Raw genomic sequence first — 22,991 nt, 5'->3', positions numbered from 1 at the left:
CCGCGGTGCGAGGCAACGACCATCCGCGGCAGCGAGGGCCGGTGGTTCAGGTGGGGGGGCCGGCCGGACCGGGTTCACGAGCCCCGCCCGGGTCCGGGGCCTCCGGCCGGCAACGCGCGGTCCACCGCCTCTTCTTCGTCGGATTCGGCAATGACGGGCGCGATGGCCTGCACCCGGTCGCCCTCCTCCAGGTTGATGATCTTAACGCCCTGGGTGTTCCGGCCGATGACCGGGATGCCGCGCACGTAGGTGCGGATCGTCTGGCCCCGGATGGTGATGCCGACGATCTGGTCGTGATCGCGCACCGTCAACGCCCCCACCACCGGACCGGTTCGGTCGGTGGTTTTCATGGTGATGATGCCTTTTCCGCCGCGGCCCTGGGTACGGTACTCCTCGAAGGAGGTACGTTTGCCCAGGCCGTTTTCGCCCACCACCAACAGGGTGGCATCCGGCTGGACCACGGCCATGGCCACCACTTCATCGTCCGGCTCCAATTCGATGCCACGCACACCGAAGGCGGGTCGGCCCATGGGCCGCACTTCCTCCTCGCTGAAGCGGATGCTCATCCCCTGGCGTGTGATCAGGACCACCTCGTCGTTTCCCGAGGTCCACTTCACGTCGATGACGGAGTCGCCCTCCTCGATGCCCATGGCGATGATGCCGCCTTTACGGACGTTGGCGAATTCCTCGAGGGCGGTTTTTTTGACGGTACCGCGGCGGGTGGCGAAGAACAGGTACCCGGGTTGGGCCCAGGTGACGTCGCGGCGTGCCGCGTCGGTTCGGGACGGAATGCGGATCAGCGCGGCGATGCGTTCCTCGGGTTTGAGTTCCAGCAGGTTGGCAATGCTGCGGCCGCGGGCGGTCCGGCCCATGTCCGGTATCTCCAGCACCCTTTCGACGTAGACGCGGCCGGTGTTGGTGAAGAACATCAGGTAATCATGGGTGCTGGCCGCGAACAGGTGTTCGATGAAATCGGCCGGTTCCTCCCCGCCGGTGGGGCTTTCCCGCGTGGTCATGCCGATCACGCCCTTGCCGCCGCGGTGTTGCGTCCGGTAGGCGCTCAGGTGGGTGCGTTTGATCAGGCCGGCATGGGTGAGGGTGATGATCACGGGCTCGTTGGCCACGAGGTCCTCGATGGCCATTTCCCCTTCCTCGTCGAGGATCTCGGTCCGCCGGGGTGAGGCGTACTTTTTCTTCACCTCCTGCAGTTCCGTCTTGATGATGCCCAGGACCCGTTCCTCCCGGGCGAGGATGTCCTGAAGATCGCGGATCCGATCCAGGAGGGAGCGGTACTCGGCGCGGACCTTGTCCACTTCCAATCCGGTCAATTGGTAGAGGCGGAGGTCGAGGATGGCGTCCACCTGGGCTTCGGAGAGGCCGTATCGGCCGTTGACGAGGCGATCCTCGTGGCGGAGGTGGATGTGCCAGGCTTCGATTTGTGCCCGGGTCCATTCGAACGCCAGGAGCTTGACCCTGGCTTCCTCGCGTGTGCGCGACTGCCGGATGATGCGGATGAACTCGTCCAGGTTGGCCAGGGCGATGAGGTAGCCCTCGAGGATCTCGGCCCGTTCCTCGGCGCGGCGCAGTTCGAATCGGGTGCGGCGCAACACCACTTCGCGGCGGTGTTCGATGTAACAGGCCAGGGCATCCTTCAGCGTCAGGGTCCGCGGCCGGCCGCGATCGATGGCCAGCATATTGACGGCGAAGGTGCTTTCCAGCTGGGTCAGCCGGTAAAGGTTGTTGATGATGACCTTCGGCACCGCATCCCGTTTGATCTCCAGAACCACGCGGGTGTTTTCGTCCGACTCGTCCCGGATGCCGGTGATGTCGGTCAGGCCGGGGGTTTTCTGGTTGACCAGCTCGGCGATGCGTTCGACGAGGGCGGCGCGGTTGACGCCGAAGGGGATTTCCGTGATGACGATCTGTTCCCGGCCGCCCCTTGTCTCTTCGACGTGGACGCGGCCCCGGACCTTCAGTGTGCCCCGGCCGGTCTCGTAGTATTGCCGGATCCCGTCGCGGCCGCAGACCATGCAACCGGTGGGGAAGTCCGGGCCCGGCATGATGCGCATGAGTTGGTCAACGGTGATGGCCGGGTTGTCAATCTGGGCGCAGACGGCGTCGATGACCTCGCCCAGGTTGTGGGGCGGGATGTTGGTGGCCATGCCCACGGCGATGCCGGTGCCCCCGTTGACCAGCAGATTGGGGAAGGCGGCTGGAAAGACGGACGGTTCGGTGCGCGTGTCGTCGTAGTTGGGGACGAAGTCCACCGTGTCCTTGTCCATGTCCTCCATGAGCAGCGCGCCCAGGGGCGCCAAACGCGCCTCGGTGTATCGCATGGAGGCCGGTGGATCGCCCTCGATCGATCCGAAGTTGCCCTGCCCGTCCACCAGGGGTTCGCGCATGGACCACGGCTGGGCCATGTGCACGAGGGTGGGGTAGATGGCCTGATCGCCGTGCGGGTGGTAGTTACCCATGGTTTCGCCGACGATCTTGGCGCATTTGACGTGTTTGCGGTTGGGCAGCACGCCCAGCTCGTGCATGGCGTAGAGGATGCGCCGCTGGGAGGGTTTGAGCCCGTCGCGGACGTCCGGCAGGGCGCGTGAAATGATCACCGACATGGAGTAGTCGAGGAAACAGTTCTTGATTTCCTCGGCCACGTTGACGGTGGCGACCTTTTCACCGGCGGGCGTGGGGGCTGCCGGTGCGAGATGGGATTCAGGTGTGTCAGCCATGGATGAAAACCGGGTTGTGAAGCCGTGGGCCGCCGCGGCGCGGCAGCCGGGCCGGCCGGGTCAGATGTCCAGGTTCCGAACGCTCAGGGCATTGTCCTCGATGAAGCGCCGTCGGGGTTCAACCTCCTCACCCATGAGGGTGGTGAACATGCGTTCGGCCTCGACGGCGTCGGTCAGCTCGATCCGCAACAGTTTGCGCCGGGCGGGGTCCATCGTGGTTTCGTACAGCTCTTTGGGATTCATTTCGCCCAGGCCCTTGAATCGTTTGATTTGCAGGCCGCGCCGGCCCACTTCCTTCACCGCGGCCAGGATCTCCGGGATGGAAAAGAGGGGCCGCACCCTGGCGTTGTCGCCCTCGCCCTCGATGAGTTCAAACAGGGGCTGGTCCTGGGCGGCGTAGTGTTCGAGGTGGAAGCCCTTTTTTTCGAGCCGCTGCAACAGCTCTCCGATCGCCTTGCTTTCATGGAGTTCGATGTGGACGGCGCGGCGGGTGGGACCGGAGCGCGGTTTGTCCGACGGCGGGGCGGCCTCGTCGTCGCCAAACAGGCCCAGGTCCGGGTTCGCGTCGCTGAACTCGCGCAGTTCCTGTTCGTTGAGGAAGTAATGGACCTGCTCGTCGTTGCCCTGGCGCACGCGGACCAGGTGCCGCGGCAGTTCGTGGGTTTTGGGATGGCGGTGCTCGATGTAGTCGGCAAAGTCCGCCCCGTGTCGTGCCAGGGCCCGGGCGTATTTGTCGAGGGCGTCCAGGAGTTCCAGGATCTCCTCCAGCTGCTTCTGGGAGAGCTCGCGTTGGTCGGACAGATTCCGCAGGCGCACCTCCTCCGCCCCCAGGCGGATGAGGATCTTGTTGAGCTGGGCCTCGTCCTCGACGTACTCGACCCGTTTCTTGCGGGTGACCTGGTACAGCGGCGGCTGGGCGATGTAGACGTGCCCGCGTTTGATGAGCTCGGGCATCTGGCGGTAGAAGAACGTCAGCAGCAGGGTGCGAATGTGCGAGCCGTCCACGTCGGCGTCGGTCATGAGGATGATTTTGTGGTATCGGAGTTTTTCGATGTTGAAGGCGCCCTCACCCTCCCCGTCGCCGATGCCGGTGCCGATGGCGGTGATCATGGTGCGGATTTCGGCGTTGTCGAGGACCTTGTCCAGACGGGCCTTCTCGACGTTGATGAGCTTGCCGCGGATGGGCAGGATGGCCTGGAAGCGGCGGTCGCGCCCCTGCTTGGCCGAGCCTCCGGCTGAATCGCCCTCCACGATGAACAGCTCGCACTGGGCCGGGTCGCGTTCGGAACAATCGGCCAGTTTGCCCGGCAATCCCCCGCCGGTCAGGGCGGTTTTGCGTACGGTTTCACGGGCCTTGCGGGCCGCCTCCCGTGCCCGCGCGGCCAGGAGCGCCTTTTCCACGATCCTGCGCGCCACGGCGGGATTGGCGTCGAACCAGCTCATCAACCCGTCGTAGACGATGGAGGAGACGATGCCCTCCACCTCGGTGTTGACGAGTTTGACCTTGGTTTGGGACTCGAAGCGGGGGTTGGGCAGTTTGACGCTCAGCACGCAGACCAACCCCTCCCGCACATCGTCGCCGGTCAACGTGGGGTCTTTCTCCTTCAGCAACTCCTGCTGCCGCGCGTACTGGTTGACCGCCCGGGTCAGGGCGGACCGAAAACCGGTCAGGTGCGTGCCACCGTCCGGGTTGGGGATGGAGTTGGCAAAGCAAAGGATCTGGTCGTTGTAACCGTCGTGGTACTGGAGCACGCAGTCCACGAACACCTCCTCGGTGCGGCCCTCGATTTCCACCTCGCGCTTGCCACCGAGGACAATCGGTTTCGGATGCAAGACCTGGCGGTTTTGGTTGATCTGGCGGACGAACTCCTCGATGCCGTGTTTGTAGTAGAAGCGTTCGGTGCGGTCGGTCCGCTCGTCCGTGAGGATGATTTCCAGGCCCGGATTCAAAAAGGCCAGCTCGCGCAGGCGGTTGGCCAGGAGATCGAATTTGAACTCGGTGGTGAGGGTGAAGATTTCCGGGTCCGGCTTGAACGTGATCAGCGTGCCCGTGTGTCGCGACTTGCCGATGACCTCCAGGGGCCGGACCGTTTTGCCGCGGGCAAACTCCATGGAATAGACCTTGCCGTCGCGGTACACCTCCACCTTGAACCATTCCGACAGCGCGTTGACGCACTTGGCGCCCACGCCATGGAGTCCGCCCGAGTATTTGTAGGCGCCCTGGCCGAACTTACCCCCGGCATGGAGGTTGGTCAGCACCAGCTCCACCGCAGGGATTTTCCACTTGGGATGAATGTCCACGGGAATGCCCCGGCCGTCGTCCCGAACCGAGACCGATCCGTCCACATGAATGGTGACCTCGATCTTGTGACAAAAACCCGCCAGGTGCTCGTCGATGGAGTTGTCCACCACCTCGAACACGCAGTGGTGCAACCCCCGCTCGTCCGGGTCGCCAATGTACATGCCCGGCCGCTTTCGAACCGCCTCCAACCCCTCCAACTTGTCAATTTTGGAGGCGTCGTAGGGTTCGGCCGGCGCGACCGCCGCCGCCTGGGTGGCCTGGGTTTCCAGAGTTTCTTCGGGCATCATGATTCCGTTTCTAGCCTGGGCCGGAGGTCAGTCTCCGACCAGCCTGATCATAAAAAATTTGCATTGCGGACACAATCGCGTTTTCCACATCTGGCCCCCTGCCGGACAATTACCAACCCGCTCATCATCAGCAGGTTATGGCGAATCAAGTCAGGCGACCGACCGGGACCCCGGGCGGGATGCGGATTTGTGAGACGCGGGCACCTGGGCAATGGAAGGGGCTGCGTTGATGGTTGGTTGCCGAGGGCTGCACTTCGGTGGCGTGGGGGGCGGACCGTCCGCCCGTTTTGCCGCTCTTCCAAACGGAGCCGTCTGGCGGTCGTGGAGAGGAAACCGGCGCAAAGCCGGGTCTGTTTCAACCCCGGCTGATGTCGCCGCCGAATATGAGCCGGCGACGAAGCAGAAGAAGGGTTCTGTGGATGGTTCGCCTGCAGAGGGGCTTGCGGCGAGGAGTCTGTCGTTCCGGGATCGATCGAACTTCTCGAACCATGCACCCGGATCCCGGCCGTACCCCGTCTCTGCCCCATCGAGGACCGCCCTCAAATCCGCCACGATCTCGAATGGGTCGCGGTGCGCCCCTTTGGTTCCTCCAGCACTTGCCCCATGGCGGCAGGCGACCGGCCAAGGCCTTGCCTGCCGGTGTTCCGGTGCCGGTTCGACACCAACGGTCGCGGAGGCGTCAGCCGGCAGTACGGGCGGTCAACCAGCGTGGTCTAACGCGGCCTGTGCCGCCGGTCCGGCTTTCATGCCCTCGTGCCCGTTGGCTTCATTCATTGCCGCTCCGTCGTGAGCGTCGTTCGCATGCACCGGCACTGACGGACGTGGCCGTGGAACGGGTTGGATTGTCCGTTGGCAATCGCCCGCGCGCGTTTTACCCTCCGGTCTGATGAGTGCCATGAACATCTGGCAGGAGTTGAACTGGCGCGGATTGGTCGCCGACTGCACGGATCCGGGGGCCCTGCAGGAACGAACCCGGCCCTGGACACTCTACTGCGGGTTCGATCCCACGGCCGACAGCCTGCATGTGGGGCACCTGGTGCCGTTGTTGGCGCTGCGGCGGTTCCAACTGTTCGGGCATCATCCCATCGCCGTGGCCGGCGGTGCCACCGGATGTATCGGCGACCCCAGTGGCAAATCCACGGAACGCCCGCTGTTGAGCAAGGAGCAGATCCGGGCCAATCTGGAGGCCATCCGACCGCAGCTGGCCCGGCTGTTGGACTTTGACTGCCGGGCCAACCCGGCCCGGCTTGTGGACAACGCCGACTGGACCGCCCCGGTCACCTACCTGGATTTCCTCCGCGACATCGGGAAGCATTTTTCCATCAACCAAATGCTGGCCAAGGAGAGTGTACGCGCGCGACTGGAGGACCGCGATGCCGGCCTGAGCTACACCGAGTTCAGCTACATGCTTCTCCAGGCCTATGACTTCTACGTGTTGTGCCGTGATTATGGATGCGAGCTTCAAATCGGGGGCAGCGATCAGTGGGGCAACATCACCGCCGGCATCGATCTGATCCGGAAGAAGCTCGGGCGCACTGCGTACGGGCTGACGCTGCCCCTGGTGACCAAGGCCGACGGAACCAAGTTCGGAAAAACCGAGTCCGGCAGTGTGTGGCTCGATCCGCGCAAGACCAGCCCCTACCGATTCTACCAGTTCTGGATCAACACCGACGACCGTGACGTGGTTCGGTACCTGAAGTACTTCACCTTCCTCGGGCAGGAGGAGATTTCGGCGCTGGAGGCCGAGCACCAGCGAAACCCGGGCGCCCGCACGGCGCATCGCGCCCTGGCGCGGGCGGTGACGGAACTGGTTCACGGTCCCACCGCGACCCGGGAGGCGATTCATGCCAGCGAGGTCTTGTTCGGCGGCAACCTCGACGGCGTTTCCGAAAGTACGTTCCGCGAAATCATGGATGAGGTGCCCACGCTGCACGTTCCCCGGCAGCGGTTGGATGGCGAAGGTCTGTTATTGGTGGACCTGCTGGTGCAGGCCGGGCTGGCTCCTTCCAGGAGCCAGGCCCGCAAGGACATCGAAGGAGGCGGGATTTATGTGAACAACGTCCGGGAGACGCAGATCCATCGAAAGGTGCAACCGGCCGACCTGTTGTTTGGCCGGCACCTGTTGTTGCGAAAGGGCAGGAAACACTACGTGCTGGTGACCGCCGAGTGAAGGGGCCGGGCCGCCGTGAACGGTTGGGCCGTTTGGCGGCGGCAGCCGGTTCTTCCGGTGTGACCATGAATTCCCCCGCCGCTCCCGAGGAATCGCCCCTGCAACCGGAGCGCTCTGCGGGCACGGATCCCTACGAGGTCCTCCGCAATCGCGATTATCTCCTGTACCTCATCGGTCGTCTGGTGTCGGTATTCGGGCAGCAAATGGCGGTGGTGGCCGTGGGCTGGGAGTTGTATGACCGGACCGGGACCGCCCTGGCGTTGGGGCTGGTGGGGCTGGTCCAGATGCTGCCCATGTTGCTGTTCACGCTGCCGGCCGGTCATGTGGCCGACAATCACGATCGCCGCCGCATCGTGCTGGCCTGCACGGGGGCCATGAGTCTGGCCGGTATCGGACTTGCCCTGGTGAGTGTCACCCGGGCGCCCGTGGTCTGGATCTACGGTCTTCTTTTCCTGGCCGGCGTGGCCCGCACCTTTCAATGGCCGGCCAGTGCGGCGTTTTTGCCGCAGCTGGTCCCGCGGCACTTGTTCTCGCGTGCGGTCACCTGGAACAGCAGTTCGTTTCATCTCTCCTGTGTGGTGGGACCGGCCGTGGGCGGGGCGATCCTGGCATGGACACGTCACCCTGCGGTGGTGTACGGGCTCTACTCGCTTGCGCACCTGATCTGTTTTTTTCTGATGGCGGCCATTCGGCCGCGGCCGCTCCGGCACAGTCCCGAGCGGCTCACCTTGCAAAGCCTGTTGACCGGTTTCCGGTTCCTCTTTGGACAGCGCGTCCTCCTGGGGGTCATCACCCTGGACCTGTTCGCGGTGGTTCTTGGGGGGGCCACCGCGTTGCTGCCCGTTTTTGCCCGCGACATCCTTCACGCCGGCCCGGACGGGCTGGGTTTGTTGCAAGCGGCCATGCCCGTGGGGGCCGTGGCGTGTGCGCTGGTCCTGGCCCATCGGCCGCCCATCCAGCATGCAGGCCGGGCCATGCTCCTGGCCGTGGCCGTGTTCGGGCTGGCTACGATCGGGTTCGGGATCTCGAGGTGGTTTTGGCTCTCGTTCGTCCTGCTGGTCATTTGCGGCGCTGCCGACAACGTGAGCGTGGTGGTGCGACATACGCTGGTGCAATTGCTCACTCCGGACGACAAACGGGGGCGCGTCTCGGCCGTCAACAGCCTGTTCATCGGAACCTCCAATGAACTGGGCGGATTCCGCGCCGGGACGGTGGCCCACTGGTGCGGGCCCGCGCTGGGGTATTCCATCGCCACGGGCGCCGTGATCTCGGTGGTGCTGGGAGGGATCGGGACCCTGTTGAGCATTTGGGCCGTGGCACTGATCTGGCCCGAGGTCCGCAGATACGGTCGTCTCGACGTCTGAGATTGTTGGTGGCTCTGTTGCCTGCGCGCCTTCTTTCGCGGCAACGCTCGAATCAGGTCGTCGCACCGCCCGGCGGAACCGGCAGGCCCGTCCGCGCCGGTTCCACGGGCCCGCCCGGAGGTACCGGCCGAAGCCCGTGACCCCGACCGCGGTACGCGGCCAGAAAGTAAATCAGCACGCCCACAGTCCAGAGGGCCCAGCCTCCCCAGAACCACGTCCACCCGCCGATGCCGAAGCGGCGGAGGCACCATTCATGCCACCAGCCACAGCCCAGGTAACCCATCAGGCTGCCGAGGCCCATGCTCATGAGGGTGAGCAACGCCTGGGCCCGCGCCCGCCACATGCCTTCGATCCGCTCCGCCACGTACACCTGCGCCGTGATCATTACGCAGGCAAACGCCACGCCATGCAGGGCCACCCCCATCAGCACCGGCATCGGCCGATGGAACGCGCACAACGCCACTCGCAGCGCTCCGCACGCCAGTCCCAGCGCCATCGTCCATTTCAATCGCCACCTCGTCAGAAGGCTGCTGAGAAGAAACAACGCCGCCACCTCGCTCACCTGCGCCAGCGACATCCATGCGCTCAGGCGTTCAAACCCAAGATCCTGCAGCTGCGGCGGCGAGTAGGGATAGAGTCCCGCCAGGCTCACGCTAAACAAGCCCGCCGTGAGGTAGACCACCCGATGATCCCTGTCCCGCAAGAGTCCCAACGCATCCCACCCCAGGCGGGCGCGCCAGTCACCGGCCGGATCCGATGCCGGCGGCGGCACTGCCGGCAATCCCCAGGTGTACAAGCTGACTCCCAACCAAGCGGCCCCGCACAGGTAACCGGACAGCACCAACCCGTCCGCACCTGCGGCACTGATCAACCAGCAGCCGCACATCCAGCCCACGGTTGCCATGGCCCGGATCGGCCCGAACTCGCGGCCGGAATCCTCCAGTTGTGACAGCACCACGGCGGTGGACAAGCTGAACGTGGGCGCCATGCACACGGCCACCCCTTGCACGCAGACCCACGCCCAACCCGCCGAAATCCCCTGTCCCAGCAACCATGAGGTCGCAAGGATCGCCACTCCGGTCGCCGCGGCCAACCCGCGCACCACGCGCACCGGCGACACGTGCCGGTCGGCCACCGCTCCAAACACAAGCGGCGAGACAAAAGCCGCCACAGCCGAGGCTGCAAATGCGTACGGCCGCAGCGCGTCGTGGCCCGTCCCGGCCAACAGGGCGCTCAACGGCACAAACCACATCCCCATCGCCATGGCGTGGAGGAAGAACAAACCCGCCCAACGTCCATGGCCCGTCTTGATCCAACCCAACTGCACTCCGCGAAAAGAACCCTTCAACACGGGATTGCAAGGGAAAAGACCGGCTCACCGCAACCGGAACCCAAACCGGTTGATAAGCCCGTCCAGGGTGCGACGTGGCAAACGACCTCCGGCAAGCCTGGCACCGGGCCCGGCGACCCGGCGGGCTCTGCAGTCACCCCGGTAAACTCCGGCGCGTTGGCAAGACACGCCGGTCCCGGCAACCCGCTCCGCGTCCAGGACCCACTCCGGGGTGGACTTTCCCCGCGGCAACCTCTGTTGGCGGGCGCGTAAAAGGGTCGGCCGTTTTTGGACCTTGGAACATCGCCGGATTGGCGACAGGTTCCTCTTGCAGGACCGCCAAATGCGCCCGAGGTCCTTGCTTAGGGGATGGGAATGGACCCTGTGCATGAAGGCTCGACCGGCCGGCCAAAAGTCCGGTATTCCGCGCGAATTTGACATCATTGCTTGGGGGCCTTAATGGTTGGGCTGTTGGACATGGAACCACCAGCTTTGCAATCGCGCGCGAACAACCACGCCAGACGGGTCTACGACAGCATCTTTGAGTTGTTGCCGGACGTGGACAATCCCACGCCCATGGTCCGCATCCGGCGACTGAATCCGTCGGCCCGGTTTGAGCTTTTTGCCAAGCTGGAGTGGTACAACCCGTTTGGATCGGTGAAGGATCGGGCTGCCTGGGCCATGCTGCGGCAACTGGAGGAGCGCGGGGAGGTGAATGAACAGCGGGGCATTGTTGAACCCACCAGCGGCAACACGGGGCTCAGCCTGGCCGCGATGGCCGGCGCCCGGGGTTATCGCATGCGTGCTGTCGTGCCCAACAAGGTGCCGGTGGAGAAGAAGCTGCTGCTCAAGATTGTGGGGGCCGAGCTGGATGTGGTGAGCGATGAATTGTGTCCGGCGCCCGGGCTCGGAGACGGCTCCATCAACCTGGCCAAAACGCACGCGCGGGCGCAGTCGGATCGCTACGCCATGCCCAACCAGTACGAGAATCCGGCCAACGTGGAGGCCCATTACCGCACCACCGGACCTGAAATCTGGCGGCAGACCGAGGGGCGGATCACGCATCTGTTTGTCTCCCTGGGCACCTGCGGAACCGTCACGGGGACGGGCCGGTTTCTCAAGGAACGCAATCCGCGGATCCGGATTGTTGCCGTGCAGCCATCTGCGGGCCATGACGTGCCGGGTTTGCGCAACGTGGAGCAACTGGCCGTGTCCAAGCTATTCGATCCCACGCTTATTGATGAGCTGTTGGAGATTGACTTTGAACTGGCCTACGTCCGTGCTCTGGACCTGTGTCGGCGGGAGGGGCTGTTGGCCGGACCGAGCTCCGGATTGATTCTGGAGGGCGCGCGCCGGGTGATCGAGCGCGACGGAGAGGGTCTGGGCGTGATGATCTTTCCGGACAACGTATTCAAATACACCACCAACCTGGCCAAACATGTGCGGGAACTCCGGGAGGGACTGGAACCGCCCCGGTAACCCGCGTCGAAGTACGGAACCCCAACCAAAGGAGAGCAACCATGAGCACCCCGAACCAATACGCCCATCCCGAGGTGCTGGTGAGCACCGATTGGGTCAAGGAACACCTCGGTCAACCCGGCATTCGGATCGTCGAGGTTGACGTGGACACCCAGGCCTACGAAGCCGGGCACATCCCCGGCGCCGTGGGTTTCAACTGGCAGACGCAACTGCAGGATCCCGTTCGCCGGGACATCATCAGCGCCGAAGCCTTCGAACAGCTCATGCGGCAATCGGGCATCCGCAACGAGGACACGGTCATCCTCTACGGCGATCACAACAATTGGTTCGCCGCGTACGGTTTCTGGCTTTTCAAGATCTACGGGCACGAGGATGTCCGGCTGATGAACGGCGGCCGGGTCAAATGGCTCAATGAACCCGACAAGCCCCTCACCACGGAAAAGCCGGTTGTCACCCCCAGTGATTACAAGGTCCGAAGTGTGCACACCGAACTGCGGGCGCTGCTGCCCCAGGTCTTCGAAGCGTCGCAGACGGGCAAATACAACCTCGTGGATGTGCGCAGTCCGGACGAGTTCACCGGGAAGGTGATCGCGCCCCCGGGCATGACCGAGACCGCCCAGCGCGGCGGGCACATCCCCGGCGCGAAAAACATTCCCTGGAGCCAGGCCGTCAACCCGGACGGCACCTTCAAATCCCCGGAGGAACTGCGCGCGCTTTATATCGGCGAAAAGGGCATCGATCCGAACAAGCCCACCATTGCCTACTGCCGCATCGGGGAACGTTCCAGCCATACCTGGTTCGTTTTGAAATACCTGCTGGGTCTGCCGGACGTGCGGAATTACGACGGCAGCTGGACCGAGTACGGCAACCTGGTCGGCGTGCCGATTGAAAAACCGTGACCTCCGCGGGGTCGGCCCGGCACTCGTGCGCGCCATTTGCCCGCTTGCCGTCCCGGGGTGGGCCTGGTCAGATTGGCACCACCATGGCACGGCAAAGCACCCGCGCGCAGGCTCCGCGCGTGAAGGAGATCCTGGCGGCCCTGCGCCGCACCTATCCCGACGCGCACTGCGAGCTCGAGTATTCCAACCCGCTCGAGCTCCTCATCGCCACCATCCTGTCGGCCCAATGTACCGACAAGCGGGTCAACCAGGTCACGCGCACCCTTTTCCAAAAGTACCGTTCCGCCGCGGACTACGCCCGGGCGCCGTTGTCCGAACTCGAACAGGCCATCCGCACCACCGGCTTCTACAAAAACAAGGCCCGCAACATCCAGGCCTGCTGCCGGGCCCTTGTCGAACGCCACGGCGGCCAGGTCCCCCGCACCATGGAAGAACTGACCGCCCTGGAGGGCGTCGGACGCAAGACCGCCAATGTCGTCCTGGGCAATGCCTTCGGCCTGAACGAGGGAATCGTGGTGGACACCCATGTGCGCAGGGTCGCCCGCCGCCTGGGTCTGACCCGGCAGAAAAACCCGGAAAAGATCGAGCAGGAACTGATGCAACTTGTCCCCCGCGAGCTCTGGACCCAGTTCAGTCACTGGCTGATCTGGCACGGACGCCGCCGCTGCACGGCCCGAAAGCCGGATTGCGAGCATTGTGAACTGCGGGAGCTCTGCCCTTCAGCTGGCAATGCCACGGTCGACTGAACCCGCAGGCCCGTACCCAATCCCCATGAACGGCCAGCCCACTCCAAACCATCCCGACCGCTCGACCCCGCCCTCCGAACCCGGGCCTGCGAGCACTGCAGTGCCCATCTGCCAGGGCCACCACCCGCCTGCGACAACCCCGGACCCGCATTGGTGGGTGTGGGACGCCGGGCCGTGCCCACCGCCGCACAATATGGCATGGGACGAGGCCCTGCTGTCCTTCGTCAGCCGTGTCGGTCGACCCGTCCTCCGTTTGTACGCCTGGACCCAACCCGCGGCATCGTTTGGTTACTTTCAGCATTATGAGGCGGTTGCGGCCGCCACCCCGCTCCGCCCGTTGCTGCGAAGACCCACCGGGGGCGGGCTCGTCCCGCACGTGGCCGACTGGACCTACGCCCTGGCCATCCCGACCGTTCATCCCTGGTACCGGCTGCGTGCCGAGGACAGTTACCTGCGGCTCCACACCTGGCTCCAGACGGCCTTTCGCGATGTGGGCGTGGCCACCGACCTGGCGCCCGAGGCAAAACGAGCGCAGCCCGGTTGCTGTTTTGAAGGGTACGAACGCCACGATCTGCTCTGGCACGGGCGCAAAATTGCCGGCGCCGCCCAGCGCCGGTCCCGTTCCGGGCTCCTGATTCAGGGCTCCATTCAGCCACCCGTGGCCGGATGGGACCGGCCCGCATTCCACCGCGCCCTCCTTCACGCGGCGCAACTGCTTTGGGGCGTCCAATGGGCCGTCTTCGAACCTCCGTCCGAGCTCCAAACCCTGCGGGAGGAACTCCTCCGCGCCAAATACGAGCGCCCCGAATACCATCGTCGCCGCTAACCTTGCACCCTGGAACGCGGGAGTGGATCCGGGCCGGCGCGGCATGGATCGTTGCCGATCCATTTGGCATGCTCCCTCCGTCGTGACCGTACTCGAAGCCATTCAACGCAGTGCCGAGTTTCTGGGCCGGAAAGGTGTGGATGCGCCGCGGCTGCAAGCGGAGCTGTTGCTGGCGCACGTGCTCCGGTTGCCGCGTCTCAAGCTCTACCTGCAATTTGATCGCGCGCTCACCCCGGCCGAGACGGATCAACTCCGTGAACTTGTCCGCCGGCGCGGCCAGCGCGAGCCGCTTCAATACATCCTGGGTCGGGCGGCCTTTTGCGGGCGGGACCTGCTCGTCAACCCCCACGTGCTGATCCCGCGCCCGGAGACCGAACAACTGGCCGAGCTGGGCTGGACCCGGCTGGCGGCGTGCCCCGGCCCGCGCCTTGCCCTGGACGTCGGCACCGGCAGTGGTTGCATCGCCATTGCCCTGGTGGAGCACTGTCCCGATACGCGTTGCGTGGCCGTGGACGTCTCACCCGAGGCGCTGAACGTTGCCCGGGAGAACGTCGCCGCGGCCGGCCTGACCGATCGCATCGAACTGCTGCCAAGTCGGGAGCTGGAAGCCGTCCCCGCCCAACCTCGCTTTGACCTCATCATCAGCAACCCGCCCTACATCCCCAGCGGCGACATCGCCTCGCTGCAACCCGAGGTGCGCGATCATGAGCCGCGGACGGCCCTCGACGGCGGCCCGGACGGCCTGGATGCCTTTCGATGGCTGGCGCCCCAAGCCCGCGCGCGCATCCGACCCTCGGGGCTGTTGCTACTGGAATGTGGGGACGGACAACCTGACGCCGTCGTCTCCATCCTGCGGGAGCACAACTGGGTTGTGACCGCCGTTCATCCCGACTACACTGGTCGTCCCCGATTCGTAGAGGCGCGGCCCGGGTAAGGCCGCCCCGAACATCCTCGGGGCATACTGAACCCGGAGAAGGCAGAAATCCATGGATACCCTGGTCATCAAAGGCGGCGTACCCCTGCACGGGGAGGTCACCATCAGCGGCGCCAAAAACGCCGTCCTGCCCATCATGGCCGCCGCGTTGCTCACGCCGGAACCCTGCATCATCCGCCGGGTCCCGCAACTCACCGACGTCAAGTTCATGGCCCAGATCCTCACCTGGCTCGGGGCCAAGGTCTCCCTTCAGGGCGACGAACTGCGAATCGAAGCCCGCAAGGTCAAGGGCATCGGTGATTATGACCTGGTGCGCAAGATGCGGGCCTCCATTTGCATCATGGGCCCGTTGTTGGCCCGGCTCAAAAGTGCCACCGTCTCGCTGCCGGGAGGCTGCGTCATTGGCGCGCGCCCGATCAATCTGCACCTCAAAGGATTTGAGGCGCTTGGGGCGCGCGTGACCATTGACGGTGGGTACGTCCATGCGCGTGCACGGAAACTGGTCGGCACGGAGATCTTTCTGGGTGGGCGTGCCGGATCGACCGTGCTCGGGACGGCCAATGTTATGATGGCCGCGACGCTGGCCGAGGGGACCACCATCATTCAAAGCGCCGCGTGTGAGCCGGAGATTGTGGACCTGGCCAACTTCCTCAACGCCATGGGCGCCCGCATCACCGGTGCCGGCAGCCCCACCATCATCATCCAGGGCGTCAAAGAACTTCACGGCGCCGAACACGAGGTCATTCCCGACCGGATTGAGACCGCCACCTACGCAATTGCCGCCGCGGCCACCAACGGAGAGATCACCATCCACGGGTCGAATCCCGGCCATCTCACGGCCGTTCTGGACAAACTGCAGGAGGCCGGCGTGCAAATTGAACGTCGCGGGCCGGACCTCATCGTGCGCCGCGCGCGTCGGCTCAAACCGGTGGACGTGACCACCCTGCCCTACGCCGGATTCCCCACGGACGCCCAGGCCCAGATGATGGCGCTGCTCACCCTGGCCCCGGGGATCAGCATCATTACCGAACGCATTTTCGAGTCCCGGTTCATGCATGTCAGCGAGTTGGCACGGCTCGGGGCCGACATCGAACTCGAGGGACCCAGCGCCATTGTTAAAGGGGGGCGCCCCCTCAGCGGCGCGCCCGTCATGGCCAGCGACCTTCGGGCTTCGGCCGCGCTGGTCATTGCCGGGCTGGCCGCCAAGGGCATCACACGGGTCCTGCGCGTCTACCACATCGATCGCGGGTACGAAAACATTGACGGCAAACTGCGCGCCCTCGGCGCCCGCATCGAGCGGGTTCCCGAATAAGCCCGGCCGTTCAGGTTTCCGGGCCGCGGGACTGTCCATTTCGCAAGATCCAGTGCAGGGGTTTACGTCCGATGGTCCCTGCGGTAAGCTATTCGCGTTACAAGGCCCATGGGTGCCCCCATAGCTCAAATGGATAGAGCAGCGGTTTCCTAAACCGCGGATCCCTGTTCGATTCAGGGTGGGGGTACCAAACTTTTTTCGGCGCGACCCTGCCGGCGCGTGCCCGGGCCAATCCGACAGCTCACCCGATTGATCCCGCGGAATGAATCGGAAGGCCCGCCGCGCTGCGACGGCTGATTCAATCCTCCGGAAGGGGACGGCCCTTGGTCTCGGGCGCCCAGATCAGCGCCACCATCCCGATCAGGTACACCGAGCACATGATCACGGCCGCGGTGCGGAAGGGTTCGGCGACGCCCTGCTGGCTCAGCGCCACGCTCAATTGTCCCAACAGCATGGGCGCCGGTGCGGCCAGGTATCGGACGGTGTTGTAACAGAAACCCACGCCCGTGCCGCGCAGCCGGGTCGGAAAGATCTCGGGGAAGTAAATCGAGTACCCGGCAAACACGGCCAGTTGGGCAAAGCCCATCATCGGCAGCATCCAGTAGGCGTCCGTGGCGGTCCGGAGATTCAGGAACACGTACGACGTCGTCAACAGACACAGCGCGAAGGCCAGCAAAAAGGCCAGGCGCCGACTCAACCACGCCGCCACCACGGTAAAGGCCGTCATGCCCGCAAACGCGCCCAGGTCCTGGTAAAACGTCCCCCAAGCCCGAACGGTGTCCACGGTGGACTGCGGTGCGCCTTTCAACGCCGTGGAGATCAGTTCCGGCGAGAAAAACCCGATCCCCCACAGGCCGACCATTCCGGACACACCCAGCATCAGGCCCACCAACGCATGTTTGCGCCAGCGTGGATGCGCAAACAGATCACGGATTGAGCCCACCTTGTGCTGAGCCATCCCACTGCGGGCCAGTTCGCGCGCCCGTTTCCAGGCATCCGGTTCCCGAAGGAGCAAGAGCATCGGCGCCGCAAGCAATGCCGGCAGAATTCCCACGAAAAACAGCACTCGCCAACCACTCCATCGACCCAGGAAATTCTCGGCCCCGGGCTGGATCCACAAACTGATCAACGATCCCGTCATGTTGCCCACGGCCGAAAGCGCCTGCAGCGCACCCAGCGCCACCGCCCGTACCCGGCCGGGTACACTCTCGGCGACCAGCGTCGTCGCTGCGCCAAACATCCCACCCACGCCCAGCCCCACCAGGAACCGGTAAATGGTGAAATCCACCCACGAGGTCGCCAACCCGCACAAGCCTGTGAACCCGGAATAGACCAGCAGCGTGGTCACCATGGTTTTCACCCGACCCCACTTGTCACTGAGCATGCCGAAAAGAATGCCGCCGGTGGCCCAGCCAAGGATCATCGACGTGGTGGCGTACCCGATGTATTGCTTCACCACTTCGGAGGTCTTTTCCGGTCCCAACAGCTCCCGCAGGGCCGATTCCCGCGCCAGCACGAACAGTCGCTGGTCCATGCAGTCGAACAACCAACCGGCTGAGGCCAACAGGACCACCAACCAGTGGTACCAGGTAATCCGCTCCTCCGCGGCGACCGGGGAGCCCGTGCTCAGTTGGCCAGACACCTGCATGGCGCGCATCGTCCAAAACCCCCTCCGTCGCTGTCAAGCTGCACCGGCTACTTGCCTGCAGTCTGCCACGCCGCCTAACGTGCTGACCCGTGACAGAGGCACCATCCGCACCGGCCCCGGGCCATGCCGATCCCGTCCCGCTCTGCGTGGACCTGGACGGCACGTTGATCCGCTCCGACCTGCTCTGGGAAGGATTGGCACGTTTCTGGCGCCAACACCCGGCCAACCTCATCCGATCCCTGGATTGGTGGTTGCAGGGCCGCGCGCGGCTCAAAGCGGAAATCGCCCGCCGCACCACCGTTCCGCCGGCATCCCTTCCATGGGTCGAAAGCTTCCTGACCCATCTGCGCCAGCAACATCGCGCCGGGCGGAACCTTTACCTCGTCACCGCTTCCGATCGAAACGCCGCTCAACCCGTGGCCGAGCACCTCGGGCTGTTTTGCGAGACCCTCGCCAGTGACGGAGAAACCAACCTCCGCAGCCGCACCAAGGCCGGTGCGCTGGTGGCGAGATTTGGCGAACGCGGGTTCGATTATGCCGGCAATTCAGTGGCCGATCTGGCGGTCTGGCGTCACGCGCGCCATGCGCTCGTCGTAAACGCACCCGATTGGCTCGTGCGCCGTGCCGCGCGGTTCGCCCCGGTCACGGCCACGTTCGATTGCCCCGCGCGGCGTCTCGCTCCGCTCTTCCGAGCCCTGCGTCCGTGGGCATGGGTTCGGAACCTGCTCGTTCTCGTGCCGTTGGGCTTTCATCCCAATCCCGGGCCCGTCCTGGCGCAGCCCGGACCCCTGCTCGCCCTGCTGGCGTTTACGCTGTGCGCCGCCGCGGCCTACTTATGGGACGACCTCATGGACCTCGAAACCGACCGCAGCCTGCCCATCAGTCGCAAGCGCCCCGTGGCAGCCGGTTTGGTGCCTCTTTCCTGGGCTGCCAGCGGCGCGTTTGCGGGCCTGCTCGCAGGTCTGATCGTGGCTGCGACCGTGAATGCGTGGGTCTTCCTCGCCTGCACCGCTTACGTCCTTCTGGCAATGGCAAAGCCCTGGGTCGGCTTGGACTGCCATCGGTATCGGCTTTTCACCGGGTTTGTTTCATCCCTGCTGCGGCCCCTGGCCGGCCATGCAGCCGGGGCAATCCCCCTCGACCCCCTCGCGCTCGCAGCGGAAGCGGGGCTATGCCTGGCCTGGTCCATCGGAAGCAACCTGTACCGGCGGTTCCAAACCGAGCACTGAAAGGTCACGTCAGAGCTTCCGGACTCATCGCAAAGCCGGCAGCGCAGCTCAAGGCCGTTCGCTGCCGACGAACCGTGCACCGGCGTGTTCACGGGTCACGCAGTCTTTCAGGCCCAATAGGAGGGATCAAGGTTGGGGAACAGGTTGTCGCGCTGTTCGAGCTGTTCCAGCCACAGCGGATCCACCCGCCCATGCAACAGCTGATCGTACAACGCGTGAAAGCGCAGCAGGTGATCCTTGATGCGTTGCCGGGCGTAGCCGGGGCTGGTCCCGGTTCGCAGGATGAACGGCCAGTCGCTCGCCTGAGCCAGCAAAAGTTCCCGGGCCGCCTGCTGCAATGCGCGGCGGATGAGGTGGTTGGGCCGTTTGTGTTTTCGCGCCAGCTGGGTCATCCGCTGCTGTGCCACCCGCAAATGCGGCCAGATCCAGGCGTTGGTGTCGTTGACCCACACCTGCCAATATCCCGCCTCGCCCCAACTGGACGGCATGGGCCGCGCCACCTGATGCGTGGCGTGCCGCTGGAGGTACTCCCATGGGGTGATGAAACCCAGGGTGCGCTGCTGGGCCATCAACCGCACCAGCGCATCCAAAAACTCCGGTCCCTCGTACCACCAATGGCCGAACAACTCGGCATCGTAGGGCGCCACCAGGATGGGCGGCACCGGAGTCACCCCCTTCAGCTTCCGCACCTGCTCCAGTCGGGCCTGGAGGAAATGGGCCGCGTGTTCGCCCGCCCGCCGCACCGCCAGGGCCCGGTCGTAGGGCCGTTTGTCGGCACCCGGTCCGGTGATGCTGTAGTATTTGATCCCGGTGAACCCCCGCTGATCCGGCGTGGGCAGGTAGGGCCGAACATAGTCGAGGTCCAAGTCAAACCCGATGTCGCGGTAGAAATCGCGGTAGACCGGGTCGCCCGGGTAACCTTCCTCCTTGCTCCAGACCTGCCGTGAGCATTCCGGATCCCGACCAAACACCGCGATGCCCTCCGGCGTGTAGATGGGGGCAAAAACCCCGTAGCGCGGAGTGGGCCGGGCCCCCAACAACCCGTGCGCGTCCACGATAAACCACCGCAAATCCGCTTCCTGGAGTGGCGCCTCCACGCCCTCGTCATACGCACACTCGGGCAGCCAAAACCCGCGGCAACTCCGCCCGAACACCTGCTGATAATGATCCCGGGCCACGAGGACCTGCGCACGGACGGACGGCGCGTGCTGCAACAGGGGCAACACCGCATGCGTGGCCGCACAGGTGATGATCTCCAGTTGCCCGCTCTCCTGGTGGCGGGCAAAGGCCCCCACCAGATCGCGCCCGATGCCCAGGTACAACTCCCGCAACTCGCGCAGCCGTTGATGGTAAAACCCCGCCAGTTCATGCAACGGCCGGTCCCAGTAAGTGCGCTGCAGTTCCCGTTCCGTCAGTTCAATCAGGCCCTCGAGGTGTCGGTCATAGCGTGCCTGCAGGAGCGAATCGCGCAGCATGCTCGCCAGGGTGGGCGAAATCGAAAGGGTGAGTCGCACCGGCAGGCCCTCCCGCTGCCAGCTTTCCAACCGCTGCAGTAGCGGCAGATAGCATTCGGTGATGGCCTCGAACAGCCAGTTTTCCTCCAGGAACCGCTCGTGCTCCGGATGCCGTACAAACGGCAGATGCGCATGCAAAACAATGGCCAGATAACCTTCCATGCCACCTCATCCATCCTGCGGCGCGCGTCCGCACACCTGGCGGACCGGCACCGCCTCACACCAAAGATCCTCCCGCCCGCGGTTTCAATCACCCCACCGGCGGCTCCACCACCGGGCCAGGGGGCTGCTAACCGCCAACAGAACCAACCCCGCCCCCAGCACCCAGACGGGCCACGTACTCGATGGAGCCGACCCGGGCCCCTTGAGCCGGTCCACATAATCCAGGAAAAAGCCCAGCCCTGCCAGAAAGATCATCCCCACCGCCACCAATCGCAGCAGCGAGGCCAGCAACCGCGCGTAAGCACTCACCGCGCCCTCCTTTTCCAGAACCGTCCCCCGCACCGTGCCTGCTAACGACGCTCGGGGGGCGGCGGCTGCAGAGCCGGGTCGGCCGGCGCCTGATGCACCTCCCCGGAGTAACTTGTCTGCCGGCTGAACCGGAGCACCGCCCGGCGGCTTTCCAATCCGTCAGCCTTTGTTGCCACCGCCTCCAACTCGTAACGCCCGTCCGGCAACACGAACCGGCAACTGAACGACCCATCCGGCCGCAACGTCACCGGCCGGCCCTCCAGCGTCACCCGGGCGTCCGGTTCCGTGGCACCATACACCACCAGTTCCGCATGGATGTTGAACCAAAAGCCCCGGGGAGCGGCCGCCGCCGGGCCTGTAGGACTCGATACCGCCGCGCCCGTCACCCATGCGCCCGACCAACCCGCCCCGCCGGGCGAGGTCGGCCAGCCGGCCAGAGCACGCCGGACCAGCTCCGACACCTCCAACGAACCGGCCCCGCCAGGTCGCCAGGTTTCGCTGCGGATCCACGACTCAACCACCTCCCGCTGCTCCGTGCCCCATTGCGGGCTTGCCGCTGCGAAAGCTGCCGGCAACACAGGTTCGCCCCTTTGCTGCGCCTCTGCCACGGCACGGGCCAGCTCGGGTCGTTGGGCAACCAGCCGGGCCACCAACGCCTCCGCCTTCGTCAAAGGCACCCCCGCAGGCAGGGTCATGAACCGGACCGGCTCTGCCTCGCACTTCGGCTCCGGTGGCGTGCGCACCACCTCGCTCGTCACCACCGACACCCAGGCACCGTCCCGCTTGCGATAATAACCCAGCTCGCACAGATACGTTGCCCCCGCCTCGCCCACGTGCAGGAACCATTGCCGTCCCTCGGGCGGCAATGCCACCTCCACATGCGGTTGCCCGCTGCGTTCACCGCGGTAAACGCGCAGCGTCATGTGTCCTTCGCGCGCCCGCTGGTTATACGCGGCCAACTGTGCCCGGGTGAAATCCCAGTACACAAACAGCCCGTGCGGATCGCGCGGCAGTAGGAACAGCGCCTTGGTCCCATAAGCCTCCGGCAAGTCCAAGGTTTCCGTCTGAACCGACCCGGTGGGACCGGCAGGGGCCAGTTCATACCGCCGTCCCGGCCCGCTCAGCGGCGGCGGACTCGGACGGTCACCCTCCAACAAAATCGGTGGGACCTCGACGGGTGGGCCCGCCGTCTCGGCCCCCGGGGGATTCGGAACAGCCGGCGGTGTCACGGCCGCTGCGCGACGCGCCGATTTCGCCCGGGTCTGGCCAGCCCTGGCGGACGGAACCTTCGCCACCTTGCGGGCTGCTTTCGGCCGGGGAGCCCCCTCGGCAGGCGCCGCACTTTCAACCTGTTTCGGCTTCTCGTGTGGTTTGGTCGCGGCGGTTCCCCGGGCCCGTGCGCTGGTCTGTTTGGTTGCCTTTTTCTTCGGTTTCATGCCCACTCCTCCAAAACGCCCACCGGTGCTGGCAATGGCACTTTACGGCAGGCGCTCCGCGATGCGCAACCGCAATTCCGGGCAACCCAAAAGCCGGTGCAATCGCCTGTCGGTCTCCGGCCTTTTGCATGGTAAGGGTCGACCTCAACCCGGCTTGGCGTGCCGCAATCATTCCTGCGAACCGCCTCTACGGTTTCCCCGGGGTGAGCTGGCGGATTCTCGGGAAGGGCCATTCCGCATGGGCTGGCACCGGCTCCGAAGTCCGGTGCCAGAGGCGGACCGTTGAAAGCTCGGGTGCGTAAACCGGTTCAC

General features: G+C 65.1%; 16 protein-coding genes and 1 tRNA gene. 10 read left to right on the top strand and 7 right to left on the bottom strand.

Going from position 1 to position 22,991, the window contains the following annotated elements; genetic code table 11:
* Positions 1 to 74 precede the first annotated feature (74 nt).
* Together gyrA and gyrB are read right to left on the bottom strand one after the other, a co-directional pair.
* The gene (gene gyrA / locus G4L39_RS00830; protein WP_165105203.1) at positions 75 to 2,732 is read right to left on the bottom strand and encodes a DNA gyrase subunit A; all 2,658 of its coding nucleotides are present in this window, start codon (positions 2,730 to 2,732) and stop codon (positions 75 to 77) included.
* A 60-nt stretch (positions 2,733 to 2,792) separates the two neighbouring features.
* The gene (gyrB, locus tag G4L39_RS00825; protein WP_165105202.1) at positions 2,793 to 5,318 is read right to left on the bottom strand and encodes a DNA topoisomerase (ATP-hydrolyzing) subunit B; all 2,526 of its coding nucleotides are present in this window, start codon (positions 5,316 to 5,318) and stop codon (positions 2,793 to 2,795) included.
* A gap of 898 nt (positions 5,319 to 6,216) precedes the next feature.
* Between gyrB and tyrS the strand changes: the two genes are divergently transcribed.
* The gene (tyrS, locus tag G4L39_RS00820; protein WP_165105344.1) at positions 6,217 to 7,491 is read left to right on the top strand and encodes a tyrosine--tRNA ligase; all 1,275 of its coding nucleotides are present in this window, start codon (positions 6,217 to 6,219) and stop codon (positions 7,489 to 7,491) included.
* 65 nt (positions 7,492 to 7,556) lie between these two features.
* The gene (locus G4L39_RS00815; protein WP_165105201.1) at positions 7,557 to 8,855 is read left to right on the top strand and encodes an MFS transporter; all 1,299 of its coding nucleotides are present in this window, start codon (positions 7,557 to 7,559) and stop codon (positions 8,853 to 8,855) included.
* Positions 8,856 to 8,907: 52 nt separating this feature from the next.
* Here the strand turns inward: G4L39_RS00815 and G4L39_RS00810 are convergent, their stop codons facing one another.
* Positions 8,908 to 10,206, bottom strand: a complete 1,299-nt coding sequence (locus G4L39_RS00810) for an MFS transporter (protein WP_165105200.1) — start codon at positions 10,204 to 10,206, stop codon at positions 8,908 to 8,910.
* A gap of 456 nt (positions 10,207 to 10,662) precedes the next feature.
* Here G4L39_RS00810 and G4L39_RS00805 point away from each other — a divergent pair, with 456 nt between their 5' ends.
* The 7 genes from G4L39_RS00805 to G4L39_RS00775 all read left to right on the top strand — a co-directional run bounded on the left by G4L39_RS00805 (position 10,663) and on the right by G4L39_RS00775 (position 16,571).
* Positions 10,663 to 11,664, top strand: coding sequence for a PLP-dependent cysteine synthase family protein (locus G4L39_RS00805; RefSeq protein ID WP_165105199.1), 1,002 nt, complete (start codon positions 10,663 to 10,665; stop codon positions 11,662 to 11,664).
* 41 nt (positions 11,665 to 11,705) lie between these two features.
* A complete protein-coding gene (locus G4L39_RS00800) occupies positions 11,706 to 12,563 on the top strand; it encodes a sulfurtransferase (RefSeq protein WP_165105198.1) in 858 nt (285 codons plus the stop codon).
* A gap of 83 nt (positions 12,564 to 12,646) precedes the next feature.
* Entirely contained in the window at positions 12,647 to 13,309 is a 663-nt protein-coding gene (gene nth, locus G4L39_RS00795) for an endonuclease III (protein ID WP_165105197.1), read from the top strand.
* 193 nt (positions 13,310 to 13,502) lie between these two features.
* Positions 13,503 to 14,135: a lipoate--protein ligase family protein gene (locus tag G4L39_RS00790; protein ID WP_165105196.1), complete on the top strand. Its 633-nt coding sequence runs from the start codon at positions 13,503 to 13,505 to the stop codon at positions 14,133 to 14,135.
* An 82-nt stretch (positions 14,136 to 14,217) separates the two neighbouring features.
* Positions 14,218 to 15,069: a peptide chain release factor N(5)-glutamine methyltransferase gene (gene prmC, locus G4L39_RS00785; RefSeq protein WP_165105195.1), complete on the top strand. Its 852-nt coding sequence runs from the start codon at positions 14,218 to 14,220 to the stop codon at positions 15,067 to 15,069.
* Between the two features lie 52 nt (positions 15,070 to 15,121).
* Positions 15,122 to 16,381 carry a UDP-N-acetylglucosamine 1-carboxyvinyltransferase gene (gene murA / locus G4L39_RS00780; RefSeq protein ID WP_165105193.1) on the top strand — a complete coding sequence of 420 codons (1,260 nt, stop codon included), beginning with the start codon at positions 15,122 to 15,124 and terminating at the stop codon, positions 16,379 to 16,381.
* A gap of 114 nt (positions 16,382 to 16,495) precedes the next feature.
* Positions 16,496 to 16,571, top strand: a tRNA-Arg gene (locus tag G4L39_RS00775).
* Between the two features lie 108 nt (positions 16,572 to 16,679).
* Here the strand turns inward: G4L39_RS00775 and G4L39_RS00770 are convergent.
* On the bottom strand, positions 16,680 to 18,029 hold the full coding sequence (locus G4L39_RS00770) for an MFS transporter (protein ID WP_165105192.1): 1,350 nt from the start codon (positions 18,027 to 18,029) through the stop codon (positions 16,680 to 16,682).
* A gap of 89 nt (positions 18,030 to 18,118) precedes the next feature.
* Between G4L39_RS00770 and G4L39_RS15680 the strand changes: the two genes are divergently transcribed.
* Positions 18,119 to 19,258: a UbiA family prenyltransferase gene (locus G4L39_RS15680; protein WP_165105191.1), complete on the top strand. Its 1,140-nt coding sequence runs from the start codon at positions 18,119 to 18,121 to the stop codon at positions 19,256 to 19,258.
* A 107-nt stretch (positions 19,259 to 19,365) separates the two neighbouring features.
* Here the strand turns inward: G4L39_RS15680 and G4L39_RS00760 are convergent, their stop codons facing one another.
* From G4L39_RS00760 to G4L39_RS00750, 3 genes are all read right to left on the bottom strand, one after another.
* Entirely contained in the window at positions 19,366 to 20,934 is a 1,569-nt protein-coding gene (locus G4L39_RS00760; RefSeq protein ID WP_165105190.1) for a glycoside hydrolase family 57 protein, read from the bottom strand.
* 84 nt (positions 20,935 to 21,018) lie between these two features.
* Positions 21,019 to 21,243 carry a hypothetical protein gene (locus G4L39_RS00755; RefSeq protein WP_165105189.1) on the bottom strand — a complete coding sequence of 75 codons (225 nt, stop codon included), beginning with the start codon at positions 21,241 to 21,243 and terminating at the stop codon, positions 21,019 to 21,021.
* 41 nt (positions 21,244 to 21,284) lie between these two features.
* Positions 21,285 to 22,472, bottom strand: a complete 1,188-nt coding sequence (locus G4L39_RS00750; protein WP_205880683.1) for a DUF4912 domain-containing protein — start codon at positions 22,470 to 22,472, stop codon at positions 21,285 to 21,287.
* Between the last annotated feature and the right edge of the window lie 519 nt (positions 22,473 to 22,991).

Source organism: Limisphaera ngatamarikiensis, assembly GCF_011044775.1.
In the GTDB taxonomy this organism is placed as follows: Bacteria; Verrucomicrobiota; Verrucomicrobiia; order Limisphaerales; family Limisphaeraceae; genus Limisphaera; species Limisphaera ngatamarikiensis.
This window is presented reverse-complemented; position numbering and strand designations above follow the sequence as displayed.